At 71.0% G+C, this 24,278-nt stretch carries 23 protein-coding genes and 1 riboswitch; of the genes, 6 read left to right on the top strand and 17 right to left on the bottom strand.

What is annotated here, in order from left to right; all coding sequences use genetic code 11:
- Nucleotides 1–248: G1 family glutamic endopeptidase (locus tag FHX73_RS44395; RefSeq protein WP_211786378.1), on the top strand; the 248-nt coding region annotated here is incomplete at its 5' end.
- Between the two features lie 147 nt (nucleotides 249–395).
- Here FHX73_RS44395 and FHX73_RS44390 read toward each other — a convergent pair.
- The 6 genes from FHX73_RS44390 to FHX73_RS44365 all read right to left on the bottom strand — a co-directional run bounded on the left by FHX73_RS44390 (nucleotide 396) and on the right by FHX73_RS44365 (nucleotide 4,336).
- On the bottom strand, nucleotides 396–1,088 hold the full coding sequence (locus FHX73_RS44390; RefSeq protein WP_145911838.1) for a DUF6230 family protein: 693 nt from the start codon (nucleotides 1,086–1,088) through the stop codon (nucleotides 396–398).
- Nucleotides 1,089–1,093: 5 nt separating this feature from the next.
- Nucleotides 1,094–1,732 (bottom strand): hypothetical protein, encoded by a 639-nt coding sequence (locus tag FHX73_RS44385; RefSeq protein WP_246214270.1) that lies wholly within the window; start codon nucleotides 1,730–1,732, stop codon nucleotides 1,094–1,096.
- Entirely contained in the window at nucleotides 1,726–2,154 is a 429-nt protein-coding gene (locus FHX73_RS44380; RefSeq protein ID WP_246214269.1) for a DUF6114 domain-containing protein, read from the bottom strand. Before FHX73_RS44380 ends, FHX73_RS44385 begins: the two co-directional genes overlap by 7 nt.
- A complete protein-coding gene (locus tag FHX73_RS44375) occupies nucleotides 2,148–2,972 on the bottom strand; it encodes a DUF6230 family protein (RefSeq protein ID WP_145911811.1) in 825 nt (274 codons plus the stop codon). The genes FHX73_RS44380 and FHX73_RS44375 overlap by 7 nt, the downstream gene beginning before the upstream one ends.
- Nucleotides 2,973–3,024: 52 nt before the next feature.
- Nucleotides 3,025–3,453 carry a DUF6114 domain-containing protein gene (locus FHX73_RS44370; RefSeq protein ID WP_246214268.1) on the bottom strand — a complete coding sequence of 143 codons (429 nt, stop codon included), beginning with the start codon at nucleotides 3,451–3,453 and terminating at the stop codon, nucleotides 3,025–3,027.
- A gap of 118 nt (nucleotides 3,454–3,571) precedes the next feature.
- Nucleotides 3,572–4,336 (bottom strand): cholesterol esterase, encoded by a 765-nt coding sequence (locus FHX73_RS44365; protein ID WP_246214267.1) that lies wholly within the window; start codon nucleotides 4,334–4,336, stop codon nucleotides 3,572–3,574.
- 191 nt (nucleotides 4,337–4,527) lie between these two features.
- On the opposite strand from FHX73_RS44365, the gene FHX73_RS44360 reads away from it, so the two are divergent.
- On the top strand, nucleotides 4,528–5,196 hold the full coding sequence (locus tag FHX73_RS44360; RefSeq protein ID WP_145911810.1) for a TetR/AcrR family transcriptional regulator: 669 nt from the start codon (nucleotides 4,528–4,530) through the stop codon (nucleotides 5,194–5,196).
- A 111-nt stretch (nucleotides 5,197–5,307) separates the two neighbouring features.
- Here the strand turns inward: FHX73_RS44360 and lepB are convergent, their stop codons facing one another.
- A complete protein-coding gene (lepB, locus tag FHX73_RS44355; protein WP_145911809.1) occupies nucleotides 5,308–5,937 on the bottom strand; it encodes a signal peptidase I in 630 nt (209 codons plus the stop codon).
- A gap of 567 nt (nucleotides 5,938–6,504) precedes the next feature.
- Here lepB and FHX73_RS45455 point away from each other — a divergent pair.
- From FHX73_RS45455 to FHX73_RS44340, 3 genes are all read left to right on the top strand, one after another.
- Nucleotides 6,505–7,206, top strand: a complete 702-nt coding sequence (locus tag FHX73_RS45455; protein WP_170305148.1) for a phosphatase PAP2 family protein — start codon at nucleotides 6,505–6,507, stop codon at nucleotides 7,204–7,206.
- Nucleotides 7,207–7,308: 102 nt separating this feature from the next.
- A riboswitch (M-box (ykoK) riboswitch) is annotated at nucleotides 7,309–7,512 on the top strand.
- 283 nt (nucleotides 7,513–7,795) lie between these two features.
- The gene (locus FHX73_RS44345) at nucleotides 7,796–8,527 is read left to right on the top strand and encodes an MgtC/SapB family protein (protein ID WP_145909137.1); all 732 of its coding nucleotides are present in this window, start codon (nucleotides 7,796–7,798) and stop codon (nucleotides 8,525–8,527) included.
- Nucleotides 8,528–8,575: 48 nt separating this feature from the next.
- The gene (locus FHX73_RS44340) at nucleotides 8,576–8,950 is read left to right on the top strand and encodes a VOC family protein (protein WP_145909136.1); all 375 of its coding nucleotides are present in this window, start codon (nucleotides 8,576–8,578) and stop codon (nucleotides 8,948–8,950) included.
- Between the two features lie 6 nt (nucleotides 8,951–8,956).
- On the opposite strand, the gene opgC is transcribed toward FHX73_RS44340, so the two are convergent.
- The 10 genes from opgC to FHX73_RS44290 form a co-directional block, all read right to left on the bottom strand.
- The gene (gene opgC, locus FHX73_RS44335) at nucleotides 8,957–10,105 is read right to left on the bottom strand and encodes an OpgC domain-containing protein (RefSeq protein ID WP_281292745.1); all 1,149 of its coding nucleotides are present in this window, start codon (nucleotides 10,103–10,105) and stop codon (nucleotides 8,957–8,959) included.
- 567 nt (nucleotides 10,106–10,672) lie between these two features.
- Nucleotides 10,673–10,894, bottom strand: coding sequence for a hypothetical protein (locus FHX73_RS44330; protein WP_145911808.1), 222 nt, complete (start codon nucleotides 10,892–10,894; stop codon nucleotides 10,673–10,675).
- Nucleotides 10,891–11,196 carry a hypothetical protein gene (locus tag FHX73_RS44325; protein ID WP_145911807.1) on the bottom strand — a complete coding sequence of 102 codons (306 nt, stop codon included), beginning with the start codon at nucleotides 11,194–11,196 and terminating at the stop codon, nucleotides 10,891–10,893. The genes FHX73_RS44330 and FHX73_RS44325 overlap by 4 nt, the downstream gene beginning before the upstream one ends.
- 451 nt (nucleotides 11,197–11,647) lie before the next feature.
- Nucleotides 11,648–13,375, bottom strand: a complete 1,728-nt coding sequence (locus FHX73_RS44320) for an IS1634 family transposase (RefSeq protein ID WP_145908878.1) — start codon at nucleotides 13,373–13,375, stop codon at nucleotides 11,648–11,650.
- Nucleotides 13,376–13,465: 90 nt separating this feature from the next.
- A complete protein-coding gene (locus tag FHX73_RS44315) occupies nucleotides 13,466–14,110 on the bottom strand; it encodes a hypothetical protein (protein WP_145911806.1) in 645 nt (214 codons plus the stop codon).
- 183 nt (nucleotides 14,111–14,293) lie between these two features.
- Nucleotides 14,294–19,111, bottom strand: a complete 4,818-nt coding sequence (locus tag FHX73_RS44310) for an NACHT domain-containing protein (protein WP_145911805.1) — start codon at nucleotides 19,109–19,111, stop codon at nucleotides 14,294–14,296.
- A 46-nt stretch (nucleotides 19,112–19,157) separates the two neighbouring features.
- A complete protein-coding gene (locus tag FHX73_RS44305; RefSeq protein WP_145911804.1) occupies nucleotides 19,158–19,529 on the bottom strand; it encodes a toxin Doc in 372 nt (123 codons plus the stop codon).
- A 1-nt stretch (nucleotide 19,530) separates the two neighbouring features.
- Nucleotides 19,531–19,764 carry a type II toxin-antitoxin system HicB family antitoxin gene (locus tag FHX73_RS44300; RefSeq protein ID WP_145911803.1) on the bottom strand — a complete coding sequence of 78 codons (234 nt, stop codon included), beginning with the start codon at nucleotides 19,762–19,764 and terminating at the stop codon, nucleotides 19,531–19,533.
- Between the two features lie 136 nt (nucleotides 19,765–19,900).
- Complete coding sequence (locus tag FHX73_RS44295) at nucleotides 19,901–22,261, bottom strand: DEAD/DEAH box helicase (protein ID WP_145911802.1); 2,361 nt, start codon at nucleotides 22,259–22,261, stop codon at nucleotides 19,901–19,903.
- A 115-nt stretch (nucleotides 22,262–22,376) separates the two neighbouring features.
- Entirely contained in the window at nucleotides 22,377–22,955 is a 579-nt protein-coding gene (locus FHX73_RS44290) for a hypothetical protein (protein WP_145911801.1), read from the bottom strand.
- A gap of 329 nt (nucleotides 22,956–23,284) precedes the next feature.
- Here FHX73_RS44290 and FHX73_RS44285 point away from each other — a divergent pair, with 329 nt between their 5' ends.
- A complete protein-coding gene (locus FHX73_RS44285; protein WP_246214266.1) occupies nucleotides 23,285–24,124 on the top strand; it encodes a TnsA-like heteromeric transposase endonuclease subunit in 840 nt (279 codons plus the stop codon).
- The last annotated feature ends 154 nt before the right edge of the window (nucleotides 24,125–24,278 follow it).

Genomic DNA, 24,278 nt, shown 5'->3' with positions numbered 1-24,278 from the left:
CCAGCAAGCGCGAGAGCGGCCTGGCCCGCTCCTCCGCCGAGGTCATCGCCGAGGCCCCCTGGTCCGGCAGCGTGCTGCCGCTGGACGACTTCGGCACGGTCACCTTCGACAACAACACCGTCAACGGCGCCGGCCTGTCCGCCGCCAACCCGACCGGCATCGACATGGCCTCCGACTCCGGCACCCCGGAGGCCACCACCTCCGGCCTGAGCGGCAACGACTTCTCGATCACCTGGGACAGCCTGTAGGCCGTCCACCGGGCCCGGTAGGAACCTGTCGTCAAACCCGACCGGTCCACGGCCTGACTGGCTGACGGCTCCCGAGGGGCCGTCAGCCCACAATCGACTCTCCGGCTCTGACACCTGGTCACCTCCCCGCCACCGCAGCGGCCGCCCTCACGGCGTGCCCGGGGTGCCGGTCGGGGCCGGGGGTGGCGGGCAGCTGACCGTGCCCGGGTGGACCGAGATGGTCAGGCCGGGGGTGGTCAGCAGGCCCGGGACCTGGAGGTCGTCGACGGTCGCGGTGACCTGGTCGAACTTGGCGTAGCCGGCCTGGATCCCGAAGCGGTTCTCGGGGCTGAGGAGCGGGTTGGGCACCGGCACGCCGTTGGCGCCGGTGATGGTGGTGACGTCCGGGCCGTTGATGTTGAGGTCGACCAGGCCGTCCATGTCGAGCACGCCGGTGGCGGTGCGCAGGTCGAGCACGGTGTTCTGGGTGGTGATCTCCCAGGTGCCCGGGTTGCCGTCGCCCAGGGTGATCATCAACGTGTAGGTGGCGCCGAGGAATTGCTGCTGCTGGGCCAGGCAGAGGCCGTTCAGCAGCCCGTTGGCGAAGCCCATCCGCAGGGGGTGGGCGGTGCCGGTGGTGCCGGTGGCGGTCTCGTAGGGCTGGTCGACCAGGGCGGCGGCGTAGTGGGTGCCGTAGAGGCTGCTGGTGGTGAGCTGGATCGCGCCGCTCTGGATGAGCAGTCCGCTGGCGAGCGCGCCGCCGGCCAGCGCGCTGCCGATGCCGCCGGCCGCGAGCAGGGCGGGGAGGGCGACCAGCAGGGCGCGCCGCCAGTGGGTCCGGCCCTCGGGCATCTCGTCCATGGCGCTCACGGCGTGGTCACCGTGATCGTGCCGGGCAGGTGGACCGGGTTGTTGGTGGAGCCGAGCGCGGCGTGGTCGTCGGTGGTCTGGATGCCGTAGACGTCGGCGTCGAAGCCGCTGGCCCCCGCGTTGAGTTTGATGAACGACCCGAAGAAGTTGAGCAGGCCCTGCACCCCGCAGATCGGGACCAGCACGGTGACGCAGATGTTGTTGATGGTCCCCCACATCACGGTGGTCTCCGGTGCGCCGGCGGTGTCGAGGCCGCCGAAGGAACCGGAGTTGGGGATGTCGATGGTCAGTGCCGTGCCGTCAGGGGCGGTGTGGGTGACGTGCATGTGGCTGTTGATCTGCAGCTGGGTGAAGGTGTACTGGGTGGTGGTGACGGTGGTTCCGTCGGACAGCCGGACGGTCACGCCGTTGGTCACCGACAGCCCGACTGCCGTCAGGTCGTCGATGGTCACGTGCATGGGTTTCGGTGTCGGCAGGAACGGCATGCCGAGCGGAGTCGGCTCGCCGGGCAGCACAGCCGGGGTGGCGGCGTGCGCGGCCGACGGGTTCTCGCCGGGCAGCACGGCGACCGCGACCAGCACGCCGAACACCCCTGCCACGCAGAGCAGTCGGCGCCAGCCGGCCGGCCTCAGCACCTCCCGCTCCCGCTCTCGACCGGGGCCCGCCCGGCCCGGGCGCGGCGCCGGCGGCGCGGGCCCCAGCCGACGATCATCGCGCCGCCCAGCACCCCGAGCAGCATGCCGAGCAGGAAGCCGCCCAGGTTGGAGACCACCAGCGAGACCACGGCCAGCACCGTGCCGAGCAGGCCGAAGGTGTAGCGCTGCCGGGGCAGCGCCAGCGGGATCAGCCCGCACAGCATCATCCCGCCGCCGACCAGGTAGCCCGCCAGCGCGTCGAACCCGGTGACCGTGACCAGCCGGATCGCGCCGAGCGAGAACTTCAGCACCGTCCAGCCGCCCAGCACCAGCCAGAGCGAGCCCCAGAACGGGCGGGTGCGGCGGAAGGCCCGGAACCAGCGCCGGCCCGCGCGGACGCCCCGGGCGGTGGCGGTCAGCACGAGGTCGCCGATCCGGGCACCACCCTGATCGAGAGGGACTGCAGGGTCAGCGAGCCGGCGATCTCGGCGGTGTTCGCGGTGGCGTTCAGCCCGGCCAGGTTGACGGTGCTGCCGCCCGGGCCGGAGCCCGCCGAGCCGAGGCCGAAGCCGCCCGCCTGGGCGCCGGTGAGCGGCGAGCCCGCCACCATCACCTGGTCGGCGGCCATCCCGAGCACCGCGTTCTGCAGCGTGGTGCTGCCGCTGGCGCTCAGCGAGGGCGCCTCGATGTAGAGGTTGGAGGCGTTCAGGTCGGTGGTGAAGGTGGTCGGCGGGGTGACGGTGACCTGCTGACCGGCCGTCAGCAGCAGCGAGTACCCCACCCCGGCGAAGGACTGGTGGACGATCCCGCACAGCCCGGCCAGGTTGGCGCTGGCGAAGCCGACCCGGGCCATCGCGGTGGTGTTCGAGGTGCTGCCGGTGCTCGACTCGACTGTGGGCGTGTTCAGGACGGCCCCGAAGCCGGTGCCGGAGACGCCGTTGGACATCAGGGTGAACGGGGTGTCGGTCACGTTGAAGCTCGCCGCGAGCGCACCCGTGGCGATGCTCGCCCCGAGCGCCCCGACCCCGAGCGCAGCGGGCAGCAGCACGGCGGCCGAGCGGCCCCAGCGGGTGCCGCGCCGGGTGTCGTCGGCGGCCTCGGCCAGCATCCGCCGGTTCCACTCGGTGGCGGCCGCGCGGCCGCGGTGGCGCCAGAACCGCACGGTCGCCCGGCAGCGGCGGATCCGGCGGCGCAGGGGTGGGGTGCCGTGCGATCGGGCGGACGACTGACGGATCGTCATGACTGCCTACTCTGTGATGGATTCGCCGGATCGTTCGGGAACTGACTGGACATCAGGCCTCCTTCTCCTCGGTCCGGATCCGCCGGAACCGCCGCCACCTGCGGGCCGGCTTGGCCGGCATCCAGCCGACGGCCATCGCGCCGCCGAGGACGGCGAGGAACATCCCGACGAAGAACCCGCCGAGGTTGGTCAGCGGGAAGGAGGCGACGCCGACCAGCACCGCGATCACCCCGGCGGTGTAGCGCTGACTGGGGATCAGCAGCATCAGCAGGGCCAGCGCCATCAGGATCGCGCCGCCGGCCATGCCGGTGATGCCGCCGAGGCCGACGTGCAGCATGGCGCTGATCGGGGCGAGCGGCAGGTAGAAGATGATGAAACCGCCGAGGGCGGTCCAGACCGCGGCCCAGAAGGGCCGGGTGCGGCGCCAGCGGCGGTGGGCGAGCCAGATCCGGCGGAGCGGGCCTGGGTGGTTCTCGGCCATCGTGGACCTCGCGGGGCGTGGGGAGTCGGGGCGGGTGGTGCGGTTCCCGGCCGGTGGGGGCCGCGGTGCGGGTGGAGTCCTGGTGGGTCGGACTCCACCCGGGTGTGCGGTGGGCGGGTCAGCAGTCGCTGCCGCCGGTGCCCTTGCCCGCGGTGTCGCCGTTGACCAGCGAGATGCTGAGGTTGGGCAGGGTGATCGCGCCGCCGAGGGTGGCGCCGTTGGCGTTGGCCTTCAGGCCGCTGATGTCGGTCTCGCCGCCGGTCGCGTCCAAGCCGAACTGGCCGGCCGAACCGTCGGTGATGCCGCTGTTCTTGATGTTGGCGCTGTCGGCCGCCGCGCCGATGGTGTTGGGCGTGGTGCCGCTGGCGTTCAGGGTCGCGCTGGCGCCCGTGATCGCGTTGCCGTCCAGGATCAGGTTGCTGGCCTGCAGGCCCTGGCCGGCGTCGAGCTGAGCGGTGGTCAGCGGGGTGGCGGCCGCCGGTGAGGTGATGTTGAGCGACCAGGTGCCGACCGTGCCGACCAGCGGCAGGTTCACCGACTGGGTGGCGTGGATGCAGACCCCGTCCAGGCCGGCCTTCGGCAGGCCCACCTCGGAGACGGCGGCCGGGTTGCTGCCGGCGTTCACCGTGGTCATGACGGTGCCGAGGCCCTTCGGGGCCGCGACGGTGGTGGAGCTGAGGGTGAACGGGACGGCGGTCAGCGACAGGTTCGCCGCCAGCGCGCCCTCGGTCATCGCCATCGCCATGGCGGTGATCGCGACGGCGGCCGGCACGGCCACCAGGGCGCTGCGCCGCCAGCGGGTGACGCCGCGCGGTGGCGCGACCGCCGCCCCGCTCGACGGTTCGGTGTGTTGTGGGGTGCCTTCCTCGGATCTCTCCTGCATGGGTCACTCCGACGCTCTTCCCGCCTACGGCGGGGGGGTGGGTGAGGGCACTGCCGATGAGCCGATGACGGGAGGAACCGTGAGGAATCCACCCGAGTCGGTTTACAGGTTCTGGCAGTGTGTCCAGAACGTAGGCACTATCAGACGGTCCGTCAATAAGCCGAGCAGGATTCGCTGACTAGACTCCGCGAATGGCCTGGTACCGCGATCCCGAAAGGTCCCCGGTGCGCGATCGGCTGCTGGACTCGGCCGCCGAACTGATCGCCGACCGCGGATTCCGCCGGCTGCACATGACCGAGATCGCGACCGTGGCCGGAGTCAGCAGGCAGACGGTCTACAACGAGTTCGGCTCCAAGGAGGGCCTGGGCCAGCAGCTCTTCACCCGCGAGCTCGACCGGATCGCGCTCGGCATCCTGGCGCAGCTCGACGCCAACCGCGGCCGGCTGCGCGCCGCCACCGAGGCGGGCGTCGGCTTCATCCTGCGCGAGGCGGACGTGAACCCGCTGCTCAGAGCGGTGCTGACGGCCGATCGGGACGAGGAGAACGGGCTGCTCGCCTACCTGACCACCCGCTCCGGCGCCGCCTTCGACACCGTCTCCGAGCTGCTCACCGGCTACACCGAGGAGGTCTGGCCGGACGTCGACCCGCTCTCCCGCTCGCTCGCCGTGGAGGCCGTGGTGCGCCTCACCGCGAGCCACCTGCTCCAGTCCTCGGCGGACCCCGAGCAGTCCGGGCGCGCCGAGGCGGTGCGGCGGATCGCGGAGATCGTCATGCGGGTCTCGGGGGTGGTCGACCCCGAGCCGGAACCGACCGATGCGGAACCGACCGGGCCGGAACCGCCTGCCCCGGCCGGAATCTGACGGCACCGAATTCCGCTACCCGCCGTTTCGTTTATCCGGTTCCGCTGATCCCTTTCCGGCTGCCATTTCCGCTACGCCCCGTATCGCTTTTCCGCTCGGCGAATTCCCGCTTCAGGCGGAGGGCGCCGGCACCGGGGACAGCGTCGGGCCGGTCGGCAGGGGGCCGAACGCGCCCAGCGGCCAGACCCGCAGGCCGATCCGGCCGCTGACGGTGGCCAGGTCGCCCCAGCCGTAGCTGCGCGCGTCGTCGGAGCCGTCGGGGTTGTCGCCCAGGAAGAACAGCTTGCCCGGCGGCACCGCCTGCGCGTGCGCGGTCGCGTCCCGGCGGCCGTCCGGCTGGCAGCAGTTGCTGCTCCGGTGCGCCTGCCCCGGCCAGGTCGACTGGTCCACCCGGTACCACTGGCCGCTGCCGCCGGGCTGGACCAGCACGGTGAACGGGTCCTGCGGGGTCGAGTCGATCTCCACCCGGTCGCCGGGCAGGCCGATCACCCGCTTCACGATGGTGGTGTCCCGCCCGGGGGCGCGCAGCAGCACCACGTCGAACCGGCGCGCCGTGCCGCCCGTGCCCGGGACGGTCAGCAGGCGCTGCCCGTTGGCCAGCGTCGGCTGCATGCTGTGCCCGTCGACCCGCACCGCGAGCGCCGCGACCGCCACCGCCAGGGCCGCGCAGAGCCCCACCGACACGCCCAGCGCGACGAACAGCACCCGCCGGACCCGCCGGCCACCTTCGCCCCGTGCCATCGCACCCCTCCGGACTCGTGCGCCAAGACCGCCAAGACCGCCGAGCGTGCGGGCTGCGCCGCGCGGCCGTCAAGTACCGCGCACGGCCGGGGAACTGACCGGCGGCCGGCCCTGGCGTGTCACGGCCTCCGGCTCGCCGGGCACATGTCAGACTGGCGCGTCGGCCGGGCCGCAGGTCATGGGGGATATGGGGGGCGGCGTTCGCACCGGGTGGCCGCACACGTGGCAGTCCTGCCAAGAGTTAAGATCCAGTCGCGCGTGAAGCACACGAACGAGTGCCGCGGCGGTCGGCGGAAGCGGGGGAAGCATGGAGGTCCGGTTCGGCGTGTCCACAACCCTGCCGGGTCGTCAGCACGTGAAACCAGCCGCCCCGGAGCTCACGCGCTCAAGGAGGGGATCACGCTGAAGAACGACTACGCCCAGCCCGGTGCCACGATCGACACGGCACCCGGCGGGCTCGACGGACCCGCCGCACCACCTCTCGAAGCGCCGTCACTCGAAGCACTGCCGGCCGCCGCGGCGCGGCGGCCGTGGTGGCGCCGCGCCCGGTGGGAACTGCTGCTGCTGGTGTACGCGGCCTACGACGGCAGCCGCCTGCTCGCCAGCAGCAGCCTGCCGCAGGCCCAGCAGCACGGCCGTGACCTGCTCGCCGGCGAGCGGGCCCTGGGCCTGAGCCCCGAGCACTGGCTCAACCGCCTCTTCGCGCAGCACCCCTGCCTGGGCGTGCCCGCCGACTTCGCCTACGCCACGCTGCACTACGCGGTCACGGCGGGCGTGCTGTTCTGGCTGTGGCGCTACCGCCGCGAGCACTACGTGCGCGCCCGCACCTGGCTGGTGCTGACGACGACCCTCGGGCTGGTCGGGTTCATCGCGTTCCCGACCGCGCCGCCACGACTGCTCGACAACTCGTCAGGGTTCGTCGACGTGCTGGCCCTGCACTCCTCGCTCGGCTGGTGGAGCGGCGGGGGCGGCGTGCCGAAGGGGCTCGCCGCGATGACCAACGACTACGCGGCGATGCCGAGCCTGCACGTCGGCTGGGCCCTGTGGTGCGGGCTGCTGGTCTTCCGGCACAGCCGCAACCGCGTGCTCCGCGTGCTCGGGCTGCTCTACCCCGCGACCATCGCCGTCGTGGTGATGGGCACGGCCAACCACTACCTGCTGGACTGCGTGGCCGGCGTCGGGGTGACACTGCTCGGCCTCCTGGGCACCCGTCAGCTGTCCCGGCTGGGCAGGTGGTTCGGCGCCCGGCGCGCCCCCGGCCGAGCCTGACCCGACCACCGACCCGGGTGCTCGAACACCGGGGAAAAGGTCAAGACTTCGTAAAGGTGTTTAGTGACCCGCCGGATCGGGTCTAGGCTTGGCGAGGTTTGAAAGGCACCTCGTTCGGTGAGGCGTCTTCACGGACACAGGCCACTGACCCGACGACGTCGAGAGACGCCCAGGTTCAGGACAGGTCTTCCCGACTTAAGGGTTGACCCCAAGTGGCTTCCCGCGCCCCGCTATGGGCCCCCGGCCGGCGGTCGGGGCAGGGATCACGCCGTGGAGTGCCAAAGCTCTGACGAGTTGGGGTGAACCGGCACCACTGCGGCCGCGCATCGCGGCTGCGCCGGTGAACTCCTTGCCGAGTCGATGACGCGCGCCACGGGGCGCGTGCGACCGGGAGGAGGCGAGAGACATGGATTGCAGTAGTCCGGGCCACAGTAGCCCCTGCCCCCGCCTGTCCTCGTTCTCCGTCGGCATGCGATAACCACCCTCCCTGCACGCTCTTCTGACGGAGCGTCAGACCCGCGCGGTGCCGCCGCCGCGGGTCCCGGTGGTGCGCGCCCGGCGGCCGCCCTCCCGACAAGGAGGTGCCCCCGTGCACACCCTGACCACCCTCGACTTCCTCACCCGCCTCGCCACCGGCGTCGGCTGCGGCGCCCTGATCGGCGTCGAGCGCCAGTGGCGCGCCCGGATGGCCGGCCTGCGCACCAACGCCCTCGTCGCCGCCGGCGCCACCCTGTTCGTGCTCTACAGCGAGGCCGTCGGCGACGCCACCAGCCCCACCCGGGTCGCCTCCTACGTGGTCTCCGGCATCGGCTTCCTCGGCGGCGGCGTCATCCTGCGCGACGGAGCCGGGGTGCGCGGCCTCAACACCGCGGCCACCCTGTGGTGCTCCGCCGCCGTCGGCGTGCTGGCCGCCTCCGGGCACCTCGACCTGGCCCTGCTCGGCACGCTCACCGTGCTCGCCGTGCACCTCGTGCTGCGCCCGGCCGGCCGGCTGCTCGACCGGGCGCCCGCGAGCGGGACCGACCCGGACGCCACCGTCCGCGCCACCGTCCACCTGCGGTGCGACCGCCGCTCCGAGAGCCACGTCCGCGCCCTGCTGCTGCAGGCGCTCGCCGGCTCCGGCCTGGCCCCGACCGGCCTGCGGGCCCGCCGGGAGCGCGAGGACACCGCCAGCCTGCGGGCCACGGTCGCCATCACCGGCGACGTCGCCGCGGCGCTGGAGCAGGTGGTCTCCCGGCTCTCGCTCGAACCGGGCATCCAGGACCTGCACTGGCACCTGGAGGAGGAGCCCGACCGCACCGAGCAGGAGGCGCTCGCCTGACCGGGCGCGCTCCGACCCCCGAAATCCCTACCCCGGAAAGAGACATCCATGATCACCGCGCTCGACCACGTCCAACTCGCCGCGCCGCCCGGCACCGAGCCGCTGCTGCGGGCGTTCTACGGCGACGTGCTGCAGATGGCCGAGATCGCCAAGCCCGCCCCGCTCGCCGACACCGGCGGCTGCTGGTTCGCCGCCGACGGCGGACGGGTGCGCATCTACCTCGGCATCGAGGAGGGGTTCCGCCCCACCCACAAGGCCCACCCCGGACTCGCCGTCAGCGAGATCGACGAGTTCGCCACCCGCCTCGGCGAGCTCGGCGCCCTGGTGGTGTGGGACGAGACCCTGCCGCCCAGCCGCCGGTTCTACACCCAGGACCCGGTCGGCAACCTCCTGGAGTTCGTCGAGAGCGCGCCGCAGTCTTAGGACCGGTCAGGCTCCCGGTAGCAGGAAGGCCAGGAAGCGGGTGCGCACGGCGCAGAAGACGACAGCGATGATCGTCAGGTCGACGCTGGTGTTGAACCAGAAGCCGCGCGGCCCGAAGACGAAGGGCACCAGGAAGATGAAGAAGCTCTGCGCCACGTAGACGTAGAGCGAGTTGCGGCCGAAGGGCAGCAGCACCTTGCCGACCGTGCGCGCGATCGGGGCCTCGAAACGGCGGATGAGCACGTAGGTCCCGGCCGCGCTGACCGGTGCGATCACCGGGCGCAGCAGGCCCAGCCGGTTGTTCTGGAACAGCTCGTTGTACAGCGGCGAGCTGGTCCACTCCGGGTGGTAGAGCAGCACGGTGCCGGCGGCGTAGATCAGCACGGCGGCCAGCACCAGGGCCCAGCGCAGCGTCAGCCGCCGGCGCGGTGCCAGGCGTCCGACCCAGCCGCGCAGGTCGTCCCAGTGGTAGCCGGCCACGGTGCCCAGGAAGAAGTAGACGCCCCACTGCAGGAACGGGCTGGCGGCGCCGGTGGCGAACTGCGAGGGCAGCACGTAGCCGGCGTACGCGAGCAGCACCACCAGCGCGGCGAGCCGGCGGGAGAGCAGCCAGACGGCCAGCGGCACCAGCAGGAACATCGGCACGTAGAAGGTGAGGAAGTCGGCCCAGCCGTAGGTGTAGCGCAGCATCGCGGCCCGCCAGAGCAGGGCCGCCGGGGAGGAGCCGGTGTCCAGGCCGACCTTGACCGCGGTGACGCCGCGTGCCGCGGCCAGCCGTCCGATGCAGGTGAACAGCAGGGTCAGCGTCACGGCGACCAGGTACAGCCGGCCGGCCCGCTGCCAGGAGTTGCGCGCCATCCGCGCCGCCCCGTGCCGCTCCAGGTCGCGCCGGCGCAGCATGCCGACCAGCAGTCCGGCGATCAGGAAGAAGTTCTCCGCCTCGGAGACCAGCAGCGAACCCCGTCCGTCCACGTCCCCGAGCAGCGAGGGCAGGTAGTCGAGGTGCACCGCCGCGAGGATCGCCACGTAGTAGCCGCGCATCAGGTCGAGGGTGACGACCCGCTCGCGTCTGGGCCCGCCCGTCCCGACCCGCGCGTTCGCCGGGACGAACCGGGCGACTCGGCCTGACCTTGGCACATGGAGGAGCGACGTCATACCGACAGTCGGCCAGACCAGTCTTTGACGGGTCTGAGAGCTGCCCTCCCGGAATCTTGAGAGATCGCCGCCCGGTGAGCTGAGATGAATGGAACCCATTGACTGGTCCAGACCAGTTCACTAGCCTTCTTCCGACCCCGCCACGGCGGAGTCCGCACCCCAACTCCCCTCCCCCACAACCGAAAGGCCCCGCACCATGACGCGACGTCTCCGTACCGCAGCAGCGCTCGCCCTCGCGCTCGGCGCCGGCCTGGTGGCCGCCGGCACCGCCGAGGCCGCCCCGGCCCCCGCGCCCGGTTACACCTGGCACGCCGAGTACTACTACCAGGACCAGTGCCAGAGCATGGGCAGCCTCGGCGTCACCAACCACCAGTGGACCGCCTTCTACTGCACCTGGACCCCGTCAACCCGGCTTCACCGGCTCCGGCATCCTCGGCGAGGCCGACCTCTACGTGAACTAGCCGGACCCGGGCCGAGGCGAACGAAGCTGACGGCCCATCGGACCGCCTCCGCGGCGCGACCCGTTCGCGGAGGCGCCCGCGTCGGCCGCCGCCTCCCGTGCCACGGTCAGGTCCGGGCGACCTCCAGCGCGACGATCAGGCAGGCCACGCCGACGGCCGTCCCGTACAGGAGTACGCCCAGCCCCGGAGGAACTCCCACCAAGCGGGCAGGGCCTCGGTCGAGGATGCGGCGGGCAGTGCGGGAGATCCGCGGCGCCGGGACTACCGGCATGGCCGCCTGGCGCTCCACGGCGTCGCGGACCAGCCGGTAGCCCTCCAGGGTGGTCACACGCCGAGCCGCACTCCTCGGCGGTCCTTCACGATGAGCGCGGGCGAATCGTACGTGCCGCGGGAGAGGAACTCGAAGCTGCTGATCCGCGCGATCTGCCCGAGGTCGACGGTCCGCTCGCCGGTCCCGGTCCGGGCGGTCAGCAGGTTCGGGCGGCCTCGTGCACGCGCAGCGGCCCCCGGGCCGAACAGGTCGTGGCAGCCAGCATCGCAGCAGCCCGCCCACGAAGGCCACGAAGAGGCACGAACGGCGGATCCGGAGCCAGGCCGCACCCAGAGCGCCGGCCCGAGCGTCAGCGCCACAAACCACGCCGAAGTAGAGCATTCCCCGCCTGCGGGCCTTCGCCCTCGCCAGCGCCGGTGGTACCCCCGAGTCGTCCACGACCGGCAAGCCTAGCGCTGTGACCGCAGGGGTTCGCCGGGTTTTGCCGAAAAGCCGGTAGCAGTACAACCCGCCAGTCCGGACCCTGTGTTCATGACGTGGACGCTGAGGCACCTCGCTGGACTATGTTCCGCTCCGCGGCAGGCGAGTTCCTCGCTGCTCATCCTGCGGCGGTGGTCGGAGTTGAGGCATTCGCCCCGCAGTCAAGGCAGCCGAGTTTCATCGCGGCGTGACGGCCCTGGTAAGCCCGAGTTCGACAGTTGGCGGGCACACGATCATGTCGGATTTCGGGTGTGACCTGCGGGAATAGGCGTGAGGTGCCGTCGGGGGCGTGTGTCCACGCCTCCGACAGGTCTTTGTCCTGGTCAGGGCCTATTCGGCGGTGGTGAGGCCGCTCAACTTTGCCGGCATCGGGATGCCGCAGCTCTTGAAGATCCGCTCGTGGGTGTCGGTGGTCTGGGTGGTCTGTTCGAGCCGTCCGGCGGGCCCGGCGAGGGTGACCTGATGGATGCGCTGCAGTTCGGTTCTGATGGTCCGCCAGGTGAGGTCGGTGCGGCGTTCGGCGACGCGGATCAGTAGCAGCGCGAGCCAGCAGAGCAGGACGTGAGCGCGGATGCGGTCGTCGAGGCGGTGGTAGACCGGCCGCAGATACAAGGTCGACTTCATGGTGCGGAAGGCTCGTTCGGCTTCCAGGAGGTTCTTGTAGCCGAGTGCGACATCCTCGGCCGTCAGGTCCGGGTCGGACGTGGCCAGCAGGTACTTCCCGTCGAGGTTGGCCTCGGTCTTGGCCTTGGCGCGGTCGATGGACAGTCGGCCGGTCGTGGACTGCTTGAGCCAGCGGCCGAGGGAGGGGTGGTCCCGCAGTGCGCACTCGGCCTTGCGGTGGGGCGCGTCGGACGGCATGACGGCTCGCTTGAGGCCGGCCTTGGCGGCGCGCTCCCTGGCCTTCTTGGCGTCCGCCGCGCGGGCGGCGGCGATCCGGTCGAGTTCTTCGGTGATCGCCTGGAGTTGCTGCTCGCGCCGAAGCTTGTCCCGTTCGGCTTCGGCGGGGTTGTGGCAGATGATCCAGCGTCTGCCGGGATCGGAGTCCAGGCGGACCTCCTTGACCCGCAGGTTGTCCCGGACGTGCTGGTAGCGGCCCTGCCTGGCGAGGGCCTCGGCAGCTTTTGCGGAGCCTTCGCGCATCTTGACGCCGGTGATGTAGTGCCCGCCGGCGCGGGCGAGGCAGGCGAGGTTGGCCTCGCCGGAGAAGCCGGAGTCGGTGACGGTGACCACCCGGCCCAGGCGCCAGGCCCGCAGATCGGCTTTGACCTGCTCGATCACGCTCTGGTCGCTCGTGTTCCCGGCCCAGGTCCAGCAGCGGACCGGGATGCCCTCGCGAGTGACGGCCAGGCCGATCACGACCTGCGGGAGGTCCTTGCGGTGGTCCTTGGAGTGCCCGTAGCGGCGAAGGGCCCCGTCCGCGGTGTCGGCGTCGTCGCGTTCGAAGTAGGTGCTGGTGGTGTCGAAGAAGATCAGGTCGACCTCTAGGTCGAGGAGGTTCGCCGCGGCGAAGAACACCGCTTCCTGCACGGCGGATTGGGTGTCTTCGCCGACGAGCAGATCCATGGCCCGGTAGGCGTGCTGTTCGGCGATCTCACCCGCGCCGGGGATCACCACGTCCCGACTCGCCCACTCACTCGCGGCCCGCTTGGAGTCCGGTGCCACCGCCCGGTTGGCGACCAGCGCGAACAGCGCCCGCTCCACGTCCGTGCGAAACCGGCGCGCGTCCAGCACCTTGGCCAGGGCCTGGTCGATGCCCAGCAGCTTCCACAGGCCGTCCAGCAGCCAGACCGCACCGAGCGGGCGGGAGGCCACCACCTCCAGCGGGCCACCCTCGACGCCCAGCGGCTCGGCGACGTCCACGTCCGTGTCGCCGAGGTAGCGGTTCAAGGACGCGACCAGACGCCGCAGGGAGTCCAAATCAAGCTTGTCCTCCCGCCCGAGGTTGAGCAGCACGTCAGCCTGCGTCGTGCCGCCCACCCGCCGGTTCGTGGCCAGCTGCACGTACCGAACAACGCTGCCGTCCTTGTTCCGCCGCTGGGTCTTCCGCACGTACATGCCCGCATGATGCCCAGTCAGCCCGGGCCACAGCAGCAGAACACCTGAACTCGCGTGCCCGCAGCCCGATACCGCTCCAGACCACTCAAATCACGCTGACCTGCGATGACATCCGATCGCACCCGGTCGTGTGCCCGCCAACTGTCGAAGCCGGGCTTCGCCGAGTAGAGCTTTGGCGTGCAGTAGCCGGTCTTCCCACCACGGGTCATCCGGGGTGGAGACCAGCGCGGCCACCTGCTCGCGCTTGGTCGGGGCGGGCAGCACCAGCGGGCCCAAGTCCTTGACGGCGCGGTCCTGTTCGTACTGCGGGCACTCAAGCCGATCCGGGCTGGCCTTCTCGGTTAGCTCCAGCTTCGAGCCCCCCTTCCCCCCGATCGAGCCCCGGCACGTCCAGCACGGGCGCAGCGCGGCGTTGGCCGTGCGGGCGGCCTCCAGCTGCTCTTCGGCCTCCCGCTCCAGGCGCTCGGTGTGTTCCTGGTGGCAGGTCCAGCAGCGGCCGCCGGGTTGGCGGGTCCACTCCACGCGGCGGCCGTCGGGGCCGTAGTGCCAGGTGCTCTCCTCCTTGGGCACGTTGCCGCAGTCGGCGCAGGCGAGGGTGCGCATCCACTCTCGGTGCTCCTGGCGGGCTTTCTTCTCCCGGGCCTTCTGGCGCTGGTTGTAGGCGGCGCGGTTGTTCGGGTTCTCCAGCGCCTCGATGAGGCAGTGCCGGCCCGAGCGGCCGAAGCGCCACCACACCGGCCCGAGCGGCCCGCGGGCGGCCAGCAGCCGATGTCCGGGGCGTTGAATCCGGCGGGATGGGTCGGCGCGCCTTCGTCCTCGCCGGTCACTTCCGGCACTGAAGTGCTCCCATCGCCCGCCCTGTGCCTGTCCCGGCCAACCCCAAGCCCGAATTCATCTGGCGACGCAGTCGGTCTCCTGTCATCGGTCGAGGCCGCCGAGGTGGCTCTCAAGGCCAAGGCTTCGCTCGATAACCATGGTGTCGATCAAGTCGAGTGCCCGGCTCCCGAGCTCACCATCCGGTTGTCGGGTGTAGATGCTGGTCACAACCTCCGCGAGCATGTGCGCGTGTGCCGAGCTGGCTGAACTTATGTCTGAGGTCTTCTTGCCGTGGAGTTCGAAGAAGTACCCAGCCAGGTCGAGGACGAGTGCGGGGTATGCCTCTTGGCAGCGCTTGGCGGCGCTGATGGCGGGTTCGGGGTTCAGCTCGAAGGCTCGGGTACAGGGGACCAAGGTAAGCAGGTCCTGGATGTGCGGGTGCTCGGTGCCTGGGATTTCGCGGACGGTTGTCAGCGCCTTCATCGCGACCTCGTCGTTGGGGTCGTCGCACAGTTCCAGCAGGACCTTGATGAGCGCGTCGGGGAACGCGGTGACGGGCTGAAGGTCCGACAGGGCAGCAGCCACGCCGAGGCGCTCCGGAAGCTGCCCGCTCGCAACCGCTCGGAGGGCGGCTTCCCCGCTCTCGGTGGGGTCGGTCGCGCAGGCGCGGGTGGTCACCGCGGCGCCGTTGTGGGCTGCTCGCTCGGCCACGGCGGCGAGGACCCGGTTCGTGGGGTCTTCTCGCGTCGCTGCGGCGCGTAGGTCCAGCATGCGAGTGGCGAGGTCCTGGGCGGCGGCATGGTCACCCCACCCGATCTCGTGCACGAGTGCGTGGAGGGGCTGGGCGGCGAGCAGGATTCGGGTGTCGGCCGGGTAGTTCAAGCCGGGCGTCGCGATCAGCCCTGGGGCGTCGAGCGCGGTGGTGATGATCTGTGCGAGTTCGGCCTTGTCGGTGATCTGGCTCCGGCTGGTGACCTGAAGGGTGGTCAGACGCTGGATCAGGTAGGGGCTCGTCGTGAGGCGGAGCAGTTCCTCCTGGAAAGCGAGGCCAGCCTCCGGGTGGTGCTGGGCGAGGTTGCGGAGAGCGTCGAGGGCTGTTGCGTCGGCGCGTTGCCAGACAGTGGTCAGCAGTTGGTCCGTGATGGCCGCGCCGTACTCCATGAGCTTGAGCTGGATCTGGTCGGGCGTGGCTCCCGCCTCCGGCACCGGTTCGGTGGGGAGCCGGGGAACCGTCCCGGCCGGTGGGCTCGTGTGCGCTCCGGCGGCGTCTGCAGGGGTCACCAGGTCACGGAGGATGGCCACGAGGTCTGTCGGGGCGCAGCCGGCGTTGGCCAGGTCGTCGTCGGTGATGCGCGGGATGGTGCTGGCGATGATGACGGCGAGGCCGTGACGGCTGTCGGTGTCGGCGTTGGGTGCGGCGGCCTTCACGGCGCGCAGCACCTGGACCACCGTGGCCCTCTGCCCGGCTCTGGCCTTGTCCAGGCCGCGGAGGATCGCGGCGGTGTAGATCCCGGGGAGAGGGTTCGCGCCTTCGAGGAGCGCGGTGAAGCGCTCGGGATTGCGCTCAGTCGCGGTCGTGACGATCTCGGCCACGCTGATAGCCCCGCCGAGGATCTGGCCGTTGTCTTGCCACGCGGGTCCGTCGGCCGTGTGGTTGTTCAGCTGCTGGGCGAGTTCGACGTCCGCCATGTTCTCGACGTCGTTGAGACTGATCGGCGGCCGGAGCGGCATGAAGCCGCCGAAGCCGGTAGGAGGCTGGCCAGCGGCGGCGGCGGTCTTGTTGGCGCCGAGCCGCGTGTCGAGCTCGGCGCGGCGCTGCAAGGTCTCCGGGGTGAGTTGCGCCGCCGGAATGCCGGCCAGGAGGCGGCGTGCGACGGTGCCCTTCGGGATCTTGCCGCGTTCCTCCGCCGAGTTGGTGGCCGATGCGGCCCGCTGCTGGGCGGTGCTCGTCTGCTCGGGGGTCCGGTGCTGGCACACGTGGGCGAGCGTCTCGGCGGAGAACACGGATGGATGGAACAGCCAGCCCTGGGTAAAGGCGAAGGGGCCCTCGTTCAGCCACGTGAGCGCGTCGTCGAGGAGATCGGTGTGTCCGACTGCGAAGGCAGCAGCCGCGAGGACCTGTTCGGTGGCGAGATCTGAGGCGGCCATTTCCCGGACGGCGGCGTGGGCTTCAGCGTCGCCGGCGGCCGATGCCGTGCGCAAGGCCTGGGTGAGGTGCCCGAGGACGACGTCGTTGTCGCTGCCGACCGCGGGTGGTTGGGAGGGGCGGTAGGGGAACGTGGCGTCGGTCTCCCCGTTGGCCGCGGACTGGCCGGTGCGGGTGGCGGCGCTGGCCGCGCGCACGACCGGGAGGATGTGGTGCACGAACGCGGCCGGGTCCTGCCCAGCGAGCTTGCCGATGACGTCCGACGCGGTGTGGCGGCCGATGCCCAGGAGTTGCACGGAAGCTGGCGCGGGCGCTGTCGGCGAGCCCGCTCCGGTCTCCGGCTCCTGTGTGTCGGGCCGCTGCTCGTCTTCCTGGTCAGCCGCGGTGGCGACCGGGGGTTGCTCGGCCAGATGCAGGTCGAGCCGGCGCCGCATGTAGGCGGCGGCGATCCTGGCGCCCGACGCGGCCGCGGTGTCCGTGGTGGCGTAGAGGAGCGTGAAGACGTCGTGGCGCGGGTCGTCGGTGACACCCGCGGTGATGAGCGTCTCGAACAGCTCGACGACGGCGTCGCTGTCGGCCAGTGGAGCCAGGTTGATCACGCCGATGATGCGCTGGGCCAAGGCCGGTTCCGCAGCATGGGGTTGCAGTAGTGCGGCCACCTGGTCCGGGTGGTTGCGGACCAGGATCTGGCAGAGCCACGCGCCGAAGCCGGCCGTGTCCGGGTCGGCGAGGTAGCCCGCTACGACCCCTTCGGTGAGCAGCAGTTCGCCGAAGACGGGGGAGCGGGCGGCGAGTGCGTGGGCCCGGTCTGCCAGGGGCTCGGTCCGGCCGTCGCCCAGAACGGTCAGGGCCTTCCATTCCTCGGGTGTCGGGTCCGGGACGCTGGTGACGACGGCGATGACCAGCTCCTTGATGTGCGGGCGCACGTCCGGGGCGCCGAGCACGTCACGGAGGTCGCTGAGGTAGCGGTTCCTGTCCTGCTCCCGTTCGAGGGTGAGGATCTGGCGGACCTGGGAGCGGCGGAACAGGTGCTGTTCGGCGCTGCGCAGAAGGTCGAGCAGGGACCGCTCTTCGCTGGCGTGGTGATAGGCGTAGGCGTAGTCGAAGAAGGCTTCGTGGGCGAAGCCAATGCGGCCCTCGCTCTTGCGCAGCCAGCCGGCGCTGATGAGTTGGTCCACCGTGGTCCGGTACTGGCTCAGGCGCGCCTCGGGGGCCGTCAGCTCCTGGTGGTCGCTGAGCCGCTGGGCGAGTACGGCGGTGGCTACTTCTACCGGTGCGCCCGGCGAGGTCTGCTGGACCTCACGGATGACGTTCTTGAAGAACCGGTCGAACAGGTGGAGGCGAGTAGTGATGCCGCCGACGTCCTCGCCGCGCTGCCGCAGCGTCACCAGCATGCGCAGGTGCAGAGGCGCGCGCACGAGCTCCCGCAGGGTGGGCGGCAGCGCGGTGAGCGTCAGATCGGCCGCGGCCAGCTCCCGTTCCACGTCTTCAACGGGAAGCGGGCCCAGGTCAATCGGCTGGGAGTCGACGGCCGGAACGGCCAGGCCCAGCATGCGATCGTCCTCGGTGAAGTCGAACGTCCGGCAAGCCAGCAGGACCCGCACGCCCATGGCGTCAGCCTGCCGCAGCGTCTCCGTGACGGCGTGGAACCGCTCGGGGTGGCGCCCCGATATGCTGCTGAACGCGTCTACCTGGTCCAGCACCAGCACCGCCGGCCCGCCTGCGGCCAGCCGGGACAGGACCACGGCAGGCGATTCCGGCAGGCCCAGCACAGCACCCAGGCCAGCCGCGTCGCGAAACTCCCCAGCGAGGCGGTCGAGCCGAGCAGCCAGTACTACGGGCATGGGCCCGGTGCCGACCGCGGAGGGGGTGGTGAGCTCCTCGACGACCTGGCCCAGCAGGTCCGACTTTCCCATGCCGGCGACGCCGGTCACCGCCACGACGCTCGGCTCGCACGCCATCGAGGTGAGCAACCCGGCGGTCGTGGCTGCTTCCTTCCGGCGAATCGCGGCCAGGGGGCCCCGGTCTGCTGCGACGCCGTGCACGTAGGTCTGGTTGAGCGTGTTGATCCTGGCGCGGGTGCTGGGGTCCTTTCCCCAGTCATTGGGGGTCAGGTCTTTGCCGGCCAGGTAGTCCCACAGGTCCTGCGCGGTGATCTCCTCGCAGAGGTGGTCCTCCAGGTAGCTGCCGAGGAGGCTGATCGCCGTCTCCGGGTTCCCGGCGACGAGCATGCGCGCCTGTACCTCCAGCAGGGTTTCGAGAAGCGGCTCGCTGATCACCGCTACGGTGACGTTCCGGAGGGCTTGCCGGGACTCCTCCGGGCTCCACCAGTCCCACTCGCCACGGATCCTGTTCCAGGATTTCTTCTTGTCCTCCGCGGCGGCGAAGACGTCCTCGAACTCCTTCAGGTTTCCGGCCATGCGGGCGCTGTCGGACAGCTCCTGCAGGTGCGAGGCGGACAGGGTGGAGCAGAACTCGCACCTGGCCGTGGACTCGGCCTCGATCCGCTTGCCGAAGTCTTTGATGATGCCCTTGGCGACCAGCGTGGCCGTGGTCCACTGCTCATCGCCAGCGAGCTGACGTTTGACCTGGGTGTAGGTCCGGGACCCGTTGCGGTGCTCGACCCACCACTCGAAGGAGTCCTCACCGGGCTGCTCGAGCCGCACCCGAACCGAGTCGTGTTCCTCGTCCATGAGCTGGAGAAGGCGCAGGACCGCGTGCCGGCCCTCGTAGCGGTTGCCGATCTTGTCGGCAAGTCCTCCGGACGGTGGCATGGGCGGGCCTCGCTCTTCTCACTGAAGTAGGTCTTCCTTATGGCGGTCAGATCCGCCAGCGACGGATCTCTTCCGCGCACGCGTACACATCCGCGCGTCCCGTGCGAATCTCCTTCGCCAGGTCGCTGAGCGCCCCGTAGGGTGGTTCGACCGCCTCGCCGGAGGCGGCCATGTACGCCACCACGGTCAGCCCCGCGTACAGGGCGTTGCGGGCTAGCAGTGGGCGGACTGCCACGATCTCGTGGAACAGCGCGGCCGCGCGCCAGGCCGCGTCGGCGGCGTAGCCCAGGCGCGGGGTGTTGACCCGGTGGCGGGCGGCGGCGGCGACAAGGCCCGAGAAGTCGTGGACGTCCGGGTACTTCGGCAGCACCTCGGCCTGGCGCTCCAGCAGCCAGCGAATGTCGACCAGGAGCTCCATTTCAGGCAGCCCGCCCGGAGGCGCTGTCCGGTTCCTCCTCGGGGAAGGCTTCGGCGAACTCGGATGCGTGCTTCGCCAGAAACGCGGCCGCAGTCGCGGCGCCGCCGTCCAGGCGGGGGTCGCGTTCCGCCGCCTGCGTAATCAACGCGGTCACCGTGGTGCCCTCAGCCTCGGCCCGGGCGACGAGGCGGGCATGGACATCGTCGTCGAGGCGGATGTTGATCTGCTTCGTCATACCCTCAGCGTATAGCAGCCCGCTATACGCGGGAGGTGTTTGTTCATTCCGGCGGACCGCCCTGCTCCACACGCGCAGAGCCAGACGTCCTCGGCGCCCAGACGCCTCGCCGCAGTTAGCCAGAGTGCGAGACCGGTCAGCCCGCGACGGTCTCGGCGTGTCGTCGGAGGGCTTCCAGGAGCGCGGCCTGGTGGTCGGTCAGCTTGCCGTCGGTGCGGGCCTTGTCCTGCTTGCGCAGCCAGGTGCCGGGCCGGAAGGTCGGGTCCGCCTCGCCGCCGGTGCGGTTGGCCGGGCCGTCGAGGGTTCCGCCGGCGGCGAGGTAGGCGAGCAGGCGGCGGTACGACCTGTTCCAGTCCGGCTCCAGGCGCCACAGTTCGTCCAGGCCGTCGAGCTTGGCGACCTGGTCCTTGGTGAGGTTGTCGGCCTTGCGCTGGCGGCGCATCCACGCGCCGACCGCGTAGTCGTCGAGCTTCGCGGTGGCGGGGATCGCGAGGTGGCCGTGCTGGTGGTGGAAGGCGGCGGCGTAGGCGGCCCCGCGTTCCCAGGCGTTGGCGTTCTTCGACCAGATCATGCCGAGCGCGTCCAGCTCCGAGACGCGGGCGGCATCAAGTAGGCCCTGGCCGTTGAGGTGGCGCTGGCGGGTGAGCCAGGAGATCAGCTCGGCGTGCGTGGTCTTGTCGGTGGGGTCGAGGTGGCCGTGCTGGAGGTGGAAGACCACTGCGACGGCGTGCATACGCTGCCATTCGACCGCCCTGGGGTTGAACGCCCGCAGTTTGACGGTCTGGAGGATCCGGGCGGCGTGGTGCCGGGCGTTGATCTTGAGCCACTCGATCGGCGACTCCACCGGGGCCGGCTGCTGCTCGCCCTCCCCGGCCTCGGCGGCCTCGCTCTCGGCCGGCTTGGCCGCGGTGGTGTACGCGGTGCCCTGGGAGCGGGAGGCGCGCAGCTCGGTGATCCGGCCGACCACCCGGGCGTCGTGCGCAGCCAGCGCCCGCAGGACCCGCCAGATCGTGCGGAAGGAGGAGGCCTCGATCTCGGCGTCGGCCTCGGCCTTCACCGCCTCGCCGGCGTCATGGACCTCGGACGGCTCCGCGGTGGCCGTGTCGTCGCCGACCTGCGGCGTCGGCAGGTAGACCGGGATGACCACCCAGGACACCTTGCCCTGCCGGTAGGACTGGCGCAGCGCCCTGCCCACCGCCTGGACGATGTCGATCACGCTGGACTTTGGATCGCTGAAGACGATCGAGTCCACACTTCTCACGTCGATGCCCTCGGACAGGAGTCGGGCGTTGGCGAGGATGCCGCACTCCTCGCCGTCCTCGCCGGTGTGGGCCTTGAACTCGGCGAACGCGGCTCGGCGGTCCTTGAGGCGGTCGGTGCCGGCCACCGCCTTCGCCCAGATCCGCTCCGGGCGCTCCGCGTCGGGCAGCAGCTCCGCGGCTCCCGGCAGGGTGTTCGCGAACTCCCGCGCGGCGGACACCCGGGAGTGGAAGGTGATCACGCGGCGCAGGCCCAGGTCGGCGACCGCGCGCAGCACCGCAATCTGCAGCGCCAGGCGCAGCAGATCCTCGTTCGACCTCTGCGAGCGCAGGTCCGCGATCGCGGGCAGGTTCAGCAGCTCACGCAGGTCCTCGTCGGTGACCACCGGCACCAGCACCCGGTAGTCCGCAAGGTAACCGTGTTCGATCCCTTGTCCGAGCGACCAGGTGAAAACGGTTTCGCCGTAGATTCGAGTGTCCGTCATGGAGCAGAGCACGGGCAGCTTCTCGGCGCCGGCGGCGTCGGCGAGGTCGGCCAGGCCGTCCTTCGCGCGCCGGTCGTCGGCGATCCGCGGGGTCGCGGTGAAGTACAGACGCCTGCGGGCGGGGACCTGGGCGTCGTCGTGGACCGCCGCCCAAGCCTTCCCCTCGGCGCCGGCGGTGCGGTGCGCCTCGTCGATCACCACGAGGTCCCAGGCCGGGAGGCCGCACAACTGGTGGGCCTGGACGATTCGCTCCAGCGAGGCGTAGGTGGCGTACACCGTGACCGGCTCGCCGGTCTTCTCCTTGGCGACCAGGTCAGCGAGCCGGGCGGCCTGGGTGGTGACCTGGGCGTGGACGCGGCCGCCGGCCTCCGCGCTCTCCAGCGCCTCATCCCGCGAACAGGCCGCGACAGCCAGCCCTCGGCGACCGCCCCACAGCGACCACGCTTCGGCGGTCTGCTCCAGCAGCTCGATCGTCGGCACCAGCACCAGCACCCGGCCCTTCGCCGCCACGCGCCGGGCGCAGCCCGCCGCGATCAGCGTCTTGCCGGAGCCGGTCGCGGCGACCACCGTGGCGCGGCCGCCGTCCCTCACCTCGCGCACTGCGGCCGCCACCGCGTCCTTCTGGAACCAGTGCAGCGGCAGCGGATTGACGACGGTGCCGGACGGCTGCGCCGGGAGCGGCATCCCGTCCTGGGCGCGCAGCCGGGTCGGCACGTCCTGCCCGGCAGTGACGGTGGGGGTGGTGGTCTCCACGACGGTGAACTCCTTCGTGCTGCCAGTCGCTGGGCGGGCGATGCAGTGCCGGTCGGGGCCGCTCGTGCTGGCTGAGCAGCGGGTGCGCGAGGGGTGGTTGAGGGTTGGCTGCTCGTCAGAAGCGGTTGCGCAGCGCTGCTACCCAATATCCGTGACGGACCATTTCGTCCTCGGCGCTCTCCTCCAGAACCAGTCGCACGGAGGACCCGTCGGCGATCGACTCGAAGAGTGCGTCTGTACGCTCCACGACCTGGTGTCGGAACCGCTCGGGGAGCGGCTCGTCGTCGCGGAGCTGGGCTCGGGGTCGGGTGGGCCGGGGGATGATCGCTGCGAATCGGTCGTCGTCGGTCTCGACGAACTCGGTCAGCGGGTAGTAGGTCTTCGACTCCGGCTTGCCCTGCTGCAGGAAGACGATCGCGCGGAGTCGGTCTTCCCGGCCCCATGCCGGCCGACGTGCCCAGGCGACTCTGACCCGATGCCGGCCACGATCGCCGGCGGCCTCGAACCAGCGGGTGCGATGGAACTTCTCCACTCCTCCGCCCGGCCACTGGTAGGTCCACTCCCCGGTCTGCTCTCCCTCGGTCACCGATACCGGGTCCGGCGCCTCGCCGGTTGCCGCGGTCCGGCCGAGGTGACGGTCAACGATCTCGTCGACTGCCTGGTGAAGTTCGGCTCGCAACGCCTCGATGTCCACAGGGGGACCCCTTCCAACTTTTACTTGCCAAGTAGTCAGAAAGAACTTACAACTGTTTCTGCTCACTTGGCAAGTAACCAGAAATACTTGGCCATTCAGACACAAGTAACGCCCAGTAGTAACCTGTGGCGGCGAGGCCCCGAGGCCATACCCGGGAGAGGCAAGCCGCCGGGTCACGGCGGCCCGGCCCGGCCACTCGCTCCCTGCGACCGAGCACTTCAGCGGGCGAGTTGAGCGTCAGCTGGGCAGGATATCGCCGGAGTTGGACCGATGAACCCGGTTTGAGTGATTTCGCCCCCTGCTCTGTGACGTGTTGTGTCCTGAGTGCCGTGGACGGCACACACAACGGGAGCGCTGAGGCAGGGCCGGTCTGGTCGCACAGCTGCTCGCTGGATGATCTTCTGGTTCCGTACGAGATCCCTGCACGCGCGGTCGAGCGCCTGGCCCTCGGCCCCGGGTGGTCGGGAGCGTGGACCACGACGTGGAAGGTGGGGGCCGGTGAGGTCGTCAGCCCGGTGAACTCCCTGGCCGAGGTCCCGGCGATGGCCTCGGCGCCGGTACGACGCTTCACCTGGCGGACCAGCCAGCGACACCGCCCAGGACTGGAATGCCTGGTCTCCACCGGCCGGCAGCACGGCTTCGAGAGCCTGGCCGAACGGTGGCTGCTGCTTGCCCTGGACTTCGTGGGCGGGTTCGACGAGGTACTGGCCCAGCCGTTCCGATTGCGGTTCGCCTGGTGCGAAGGAAAGGGCGCGCACATCCCGGACTTCCTCGTGCTGGCCGCAGGATCATCGTGGCTGCTGGATGTGCGGCCGGCGGGGCTGATCGAGGAAGAGGACGAGGTTCGCTTCGCCGCGGCCCACCAGGCGGCGGCCGCGGCGGGCTGGCGCTATGCCGTGGTGACCGGCTGGCGGCGCGGGGTCCTCGCCGGGCTCGACGCTCTCTCCGCACGACGACGGCCGATGACCGATCCGCTCGGACTGGAACAGCAGTTGCTCTCCGCTGTACAACGGCGACCCTGGCAGTTCGGTGAGCTCGTGGACCAGACGAAGGTTCCGGCGGTCGCGCGAACGCACGCGGTTCGGCTGCTCTGGCGACGGCTGCTGGCGGTCGACCTGACCCAGCCGTTCGGGGACGGCACCTGGATCTATCCGGCTGGGACGGTGTGATGGGCAGCCCACCGCAGCAGACACGGTTCGAGGATCTGACCCGCGAGGACCAGCAGCGGCTGCTCTTGCGGGTGGCTCACCTGCTGGAGGCCGAGACCGGCTTTCGCAGTGGCAGCCGGCACTGGGCGCAGGAGGGAGAACCCCGGCCGGAGTT

Origin of the sequence: Kitasatospora viridis (assembly GCF_007829815.1) — a bacterium.
GTDB classification, from domain to species: domain Bacteria; phylum Actinomycetota; class Actinomycetes; order Streptomycetales; family Streptomycetaceae; genus Kitasatospora; species Kitasatospora viridis.
This window is presented reverse-complemented; position numbering and strand designations above follow the sequence as displayed.

Excerpts from the sequence above, each read along its gene's own strand:
- FHX73_RS44360 (WP_145911810.1), top strand. The coding sequence starts at position 4,528 with ATGGCCTGGTACCGCGATCCCGAAAGGTCCCCGGTGCGCGATCGGCTG.
- FHX73_RS44320 (WP_145908878.1), bottom strand. The coding sequence starts at position 13,375 with ATGTACGTGCGGAAGACCCAGCGGCGGAACAAGGACGGCAGCGTTGTT.
- FHX73_RS44365 (WP_246214267.1), bottom strand. The coding sequence starts at position 4,336 with ATGCAGGAGAGATCCGAGGAAGGCACCCCACAACACACCGAACCGTCG.
- FHX73_RS44340 (WP_145909136.1), top strand. The coding sequence starts at position 8,576 with ATGATCACCGCGCTCGACCACGTCCAACTCGCCGCGCCGCCCGGCACC.
- lepB (WP_145911809.1), bottom strand. The coding sequence starts at position 5,937 with ATGGCACGGGGCGAAGGTGGCCGGCGGGTCCGGCGGGTGCTGTTCGTC.
- FHX73_RS44300 (WP_145911803.1), bottom strand. The coding sequence starts at position 19,764 with ATGACGAAGCAGATCAACATCCGCCTCGACGACGATGTCCATGCCCGC.
- FHX73_RS44370 (WP_246214268.1), bottom strand. The coding sequence starts at position 3,453 with ATGGCCGAGAACCACCCAGGCCCGCTCCGCCGGATCTGGCTCGCCCAC.
- FHX73_RS44305 (WP_145911804.1), bottom strand. The coding sequence starts at position 19,529 with ATGGAGCTCCTGGTCGACATTCGCTGGCTGCTGGAGCGCCAGGCCGAG.
- FHX73_RS44375 (WP_145911811.1), bottom strand. The coding sequence starts at position 2,972 with ATGACGATCCGTCAGTCGTCCGCCCGATCGCACGGCACCCCACCCCTG.
- FHX73_RS44390 (WP_145911838.1), bottom strand. The coding sequence starts at position 1,088 with ATGGACGAGATGCCCGAGGGCCGGACCCACTGGCGGCGCGCCCTGCTG.
- opgC (WP_281292745.1), bottom strand. The coding sequence starts at position 10,105 with ATGACGTCGCTCCTCCATGTGCCAAGGTCAGGCCGAGTCGCCCGGTTC.
- FHX73_RS44310 (WP_145911805.1), bottom strand. The coding sequence starts at position 19,111 with ATGCCACCGTCCGGAGGACTTGCCGACAAGATCGGCAACCGCTACGAG.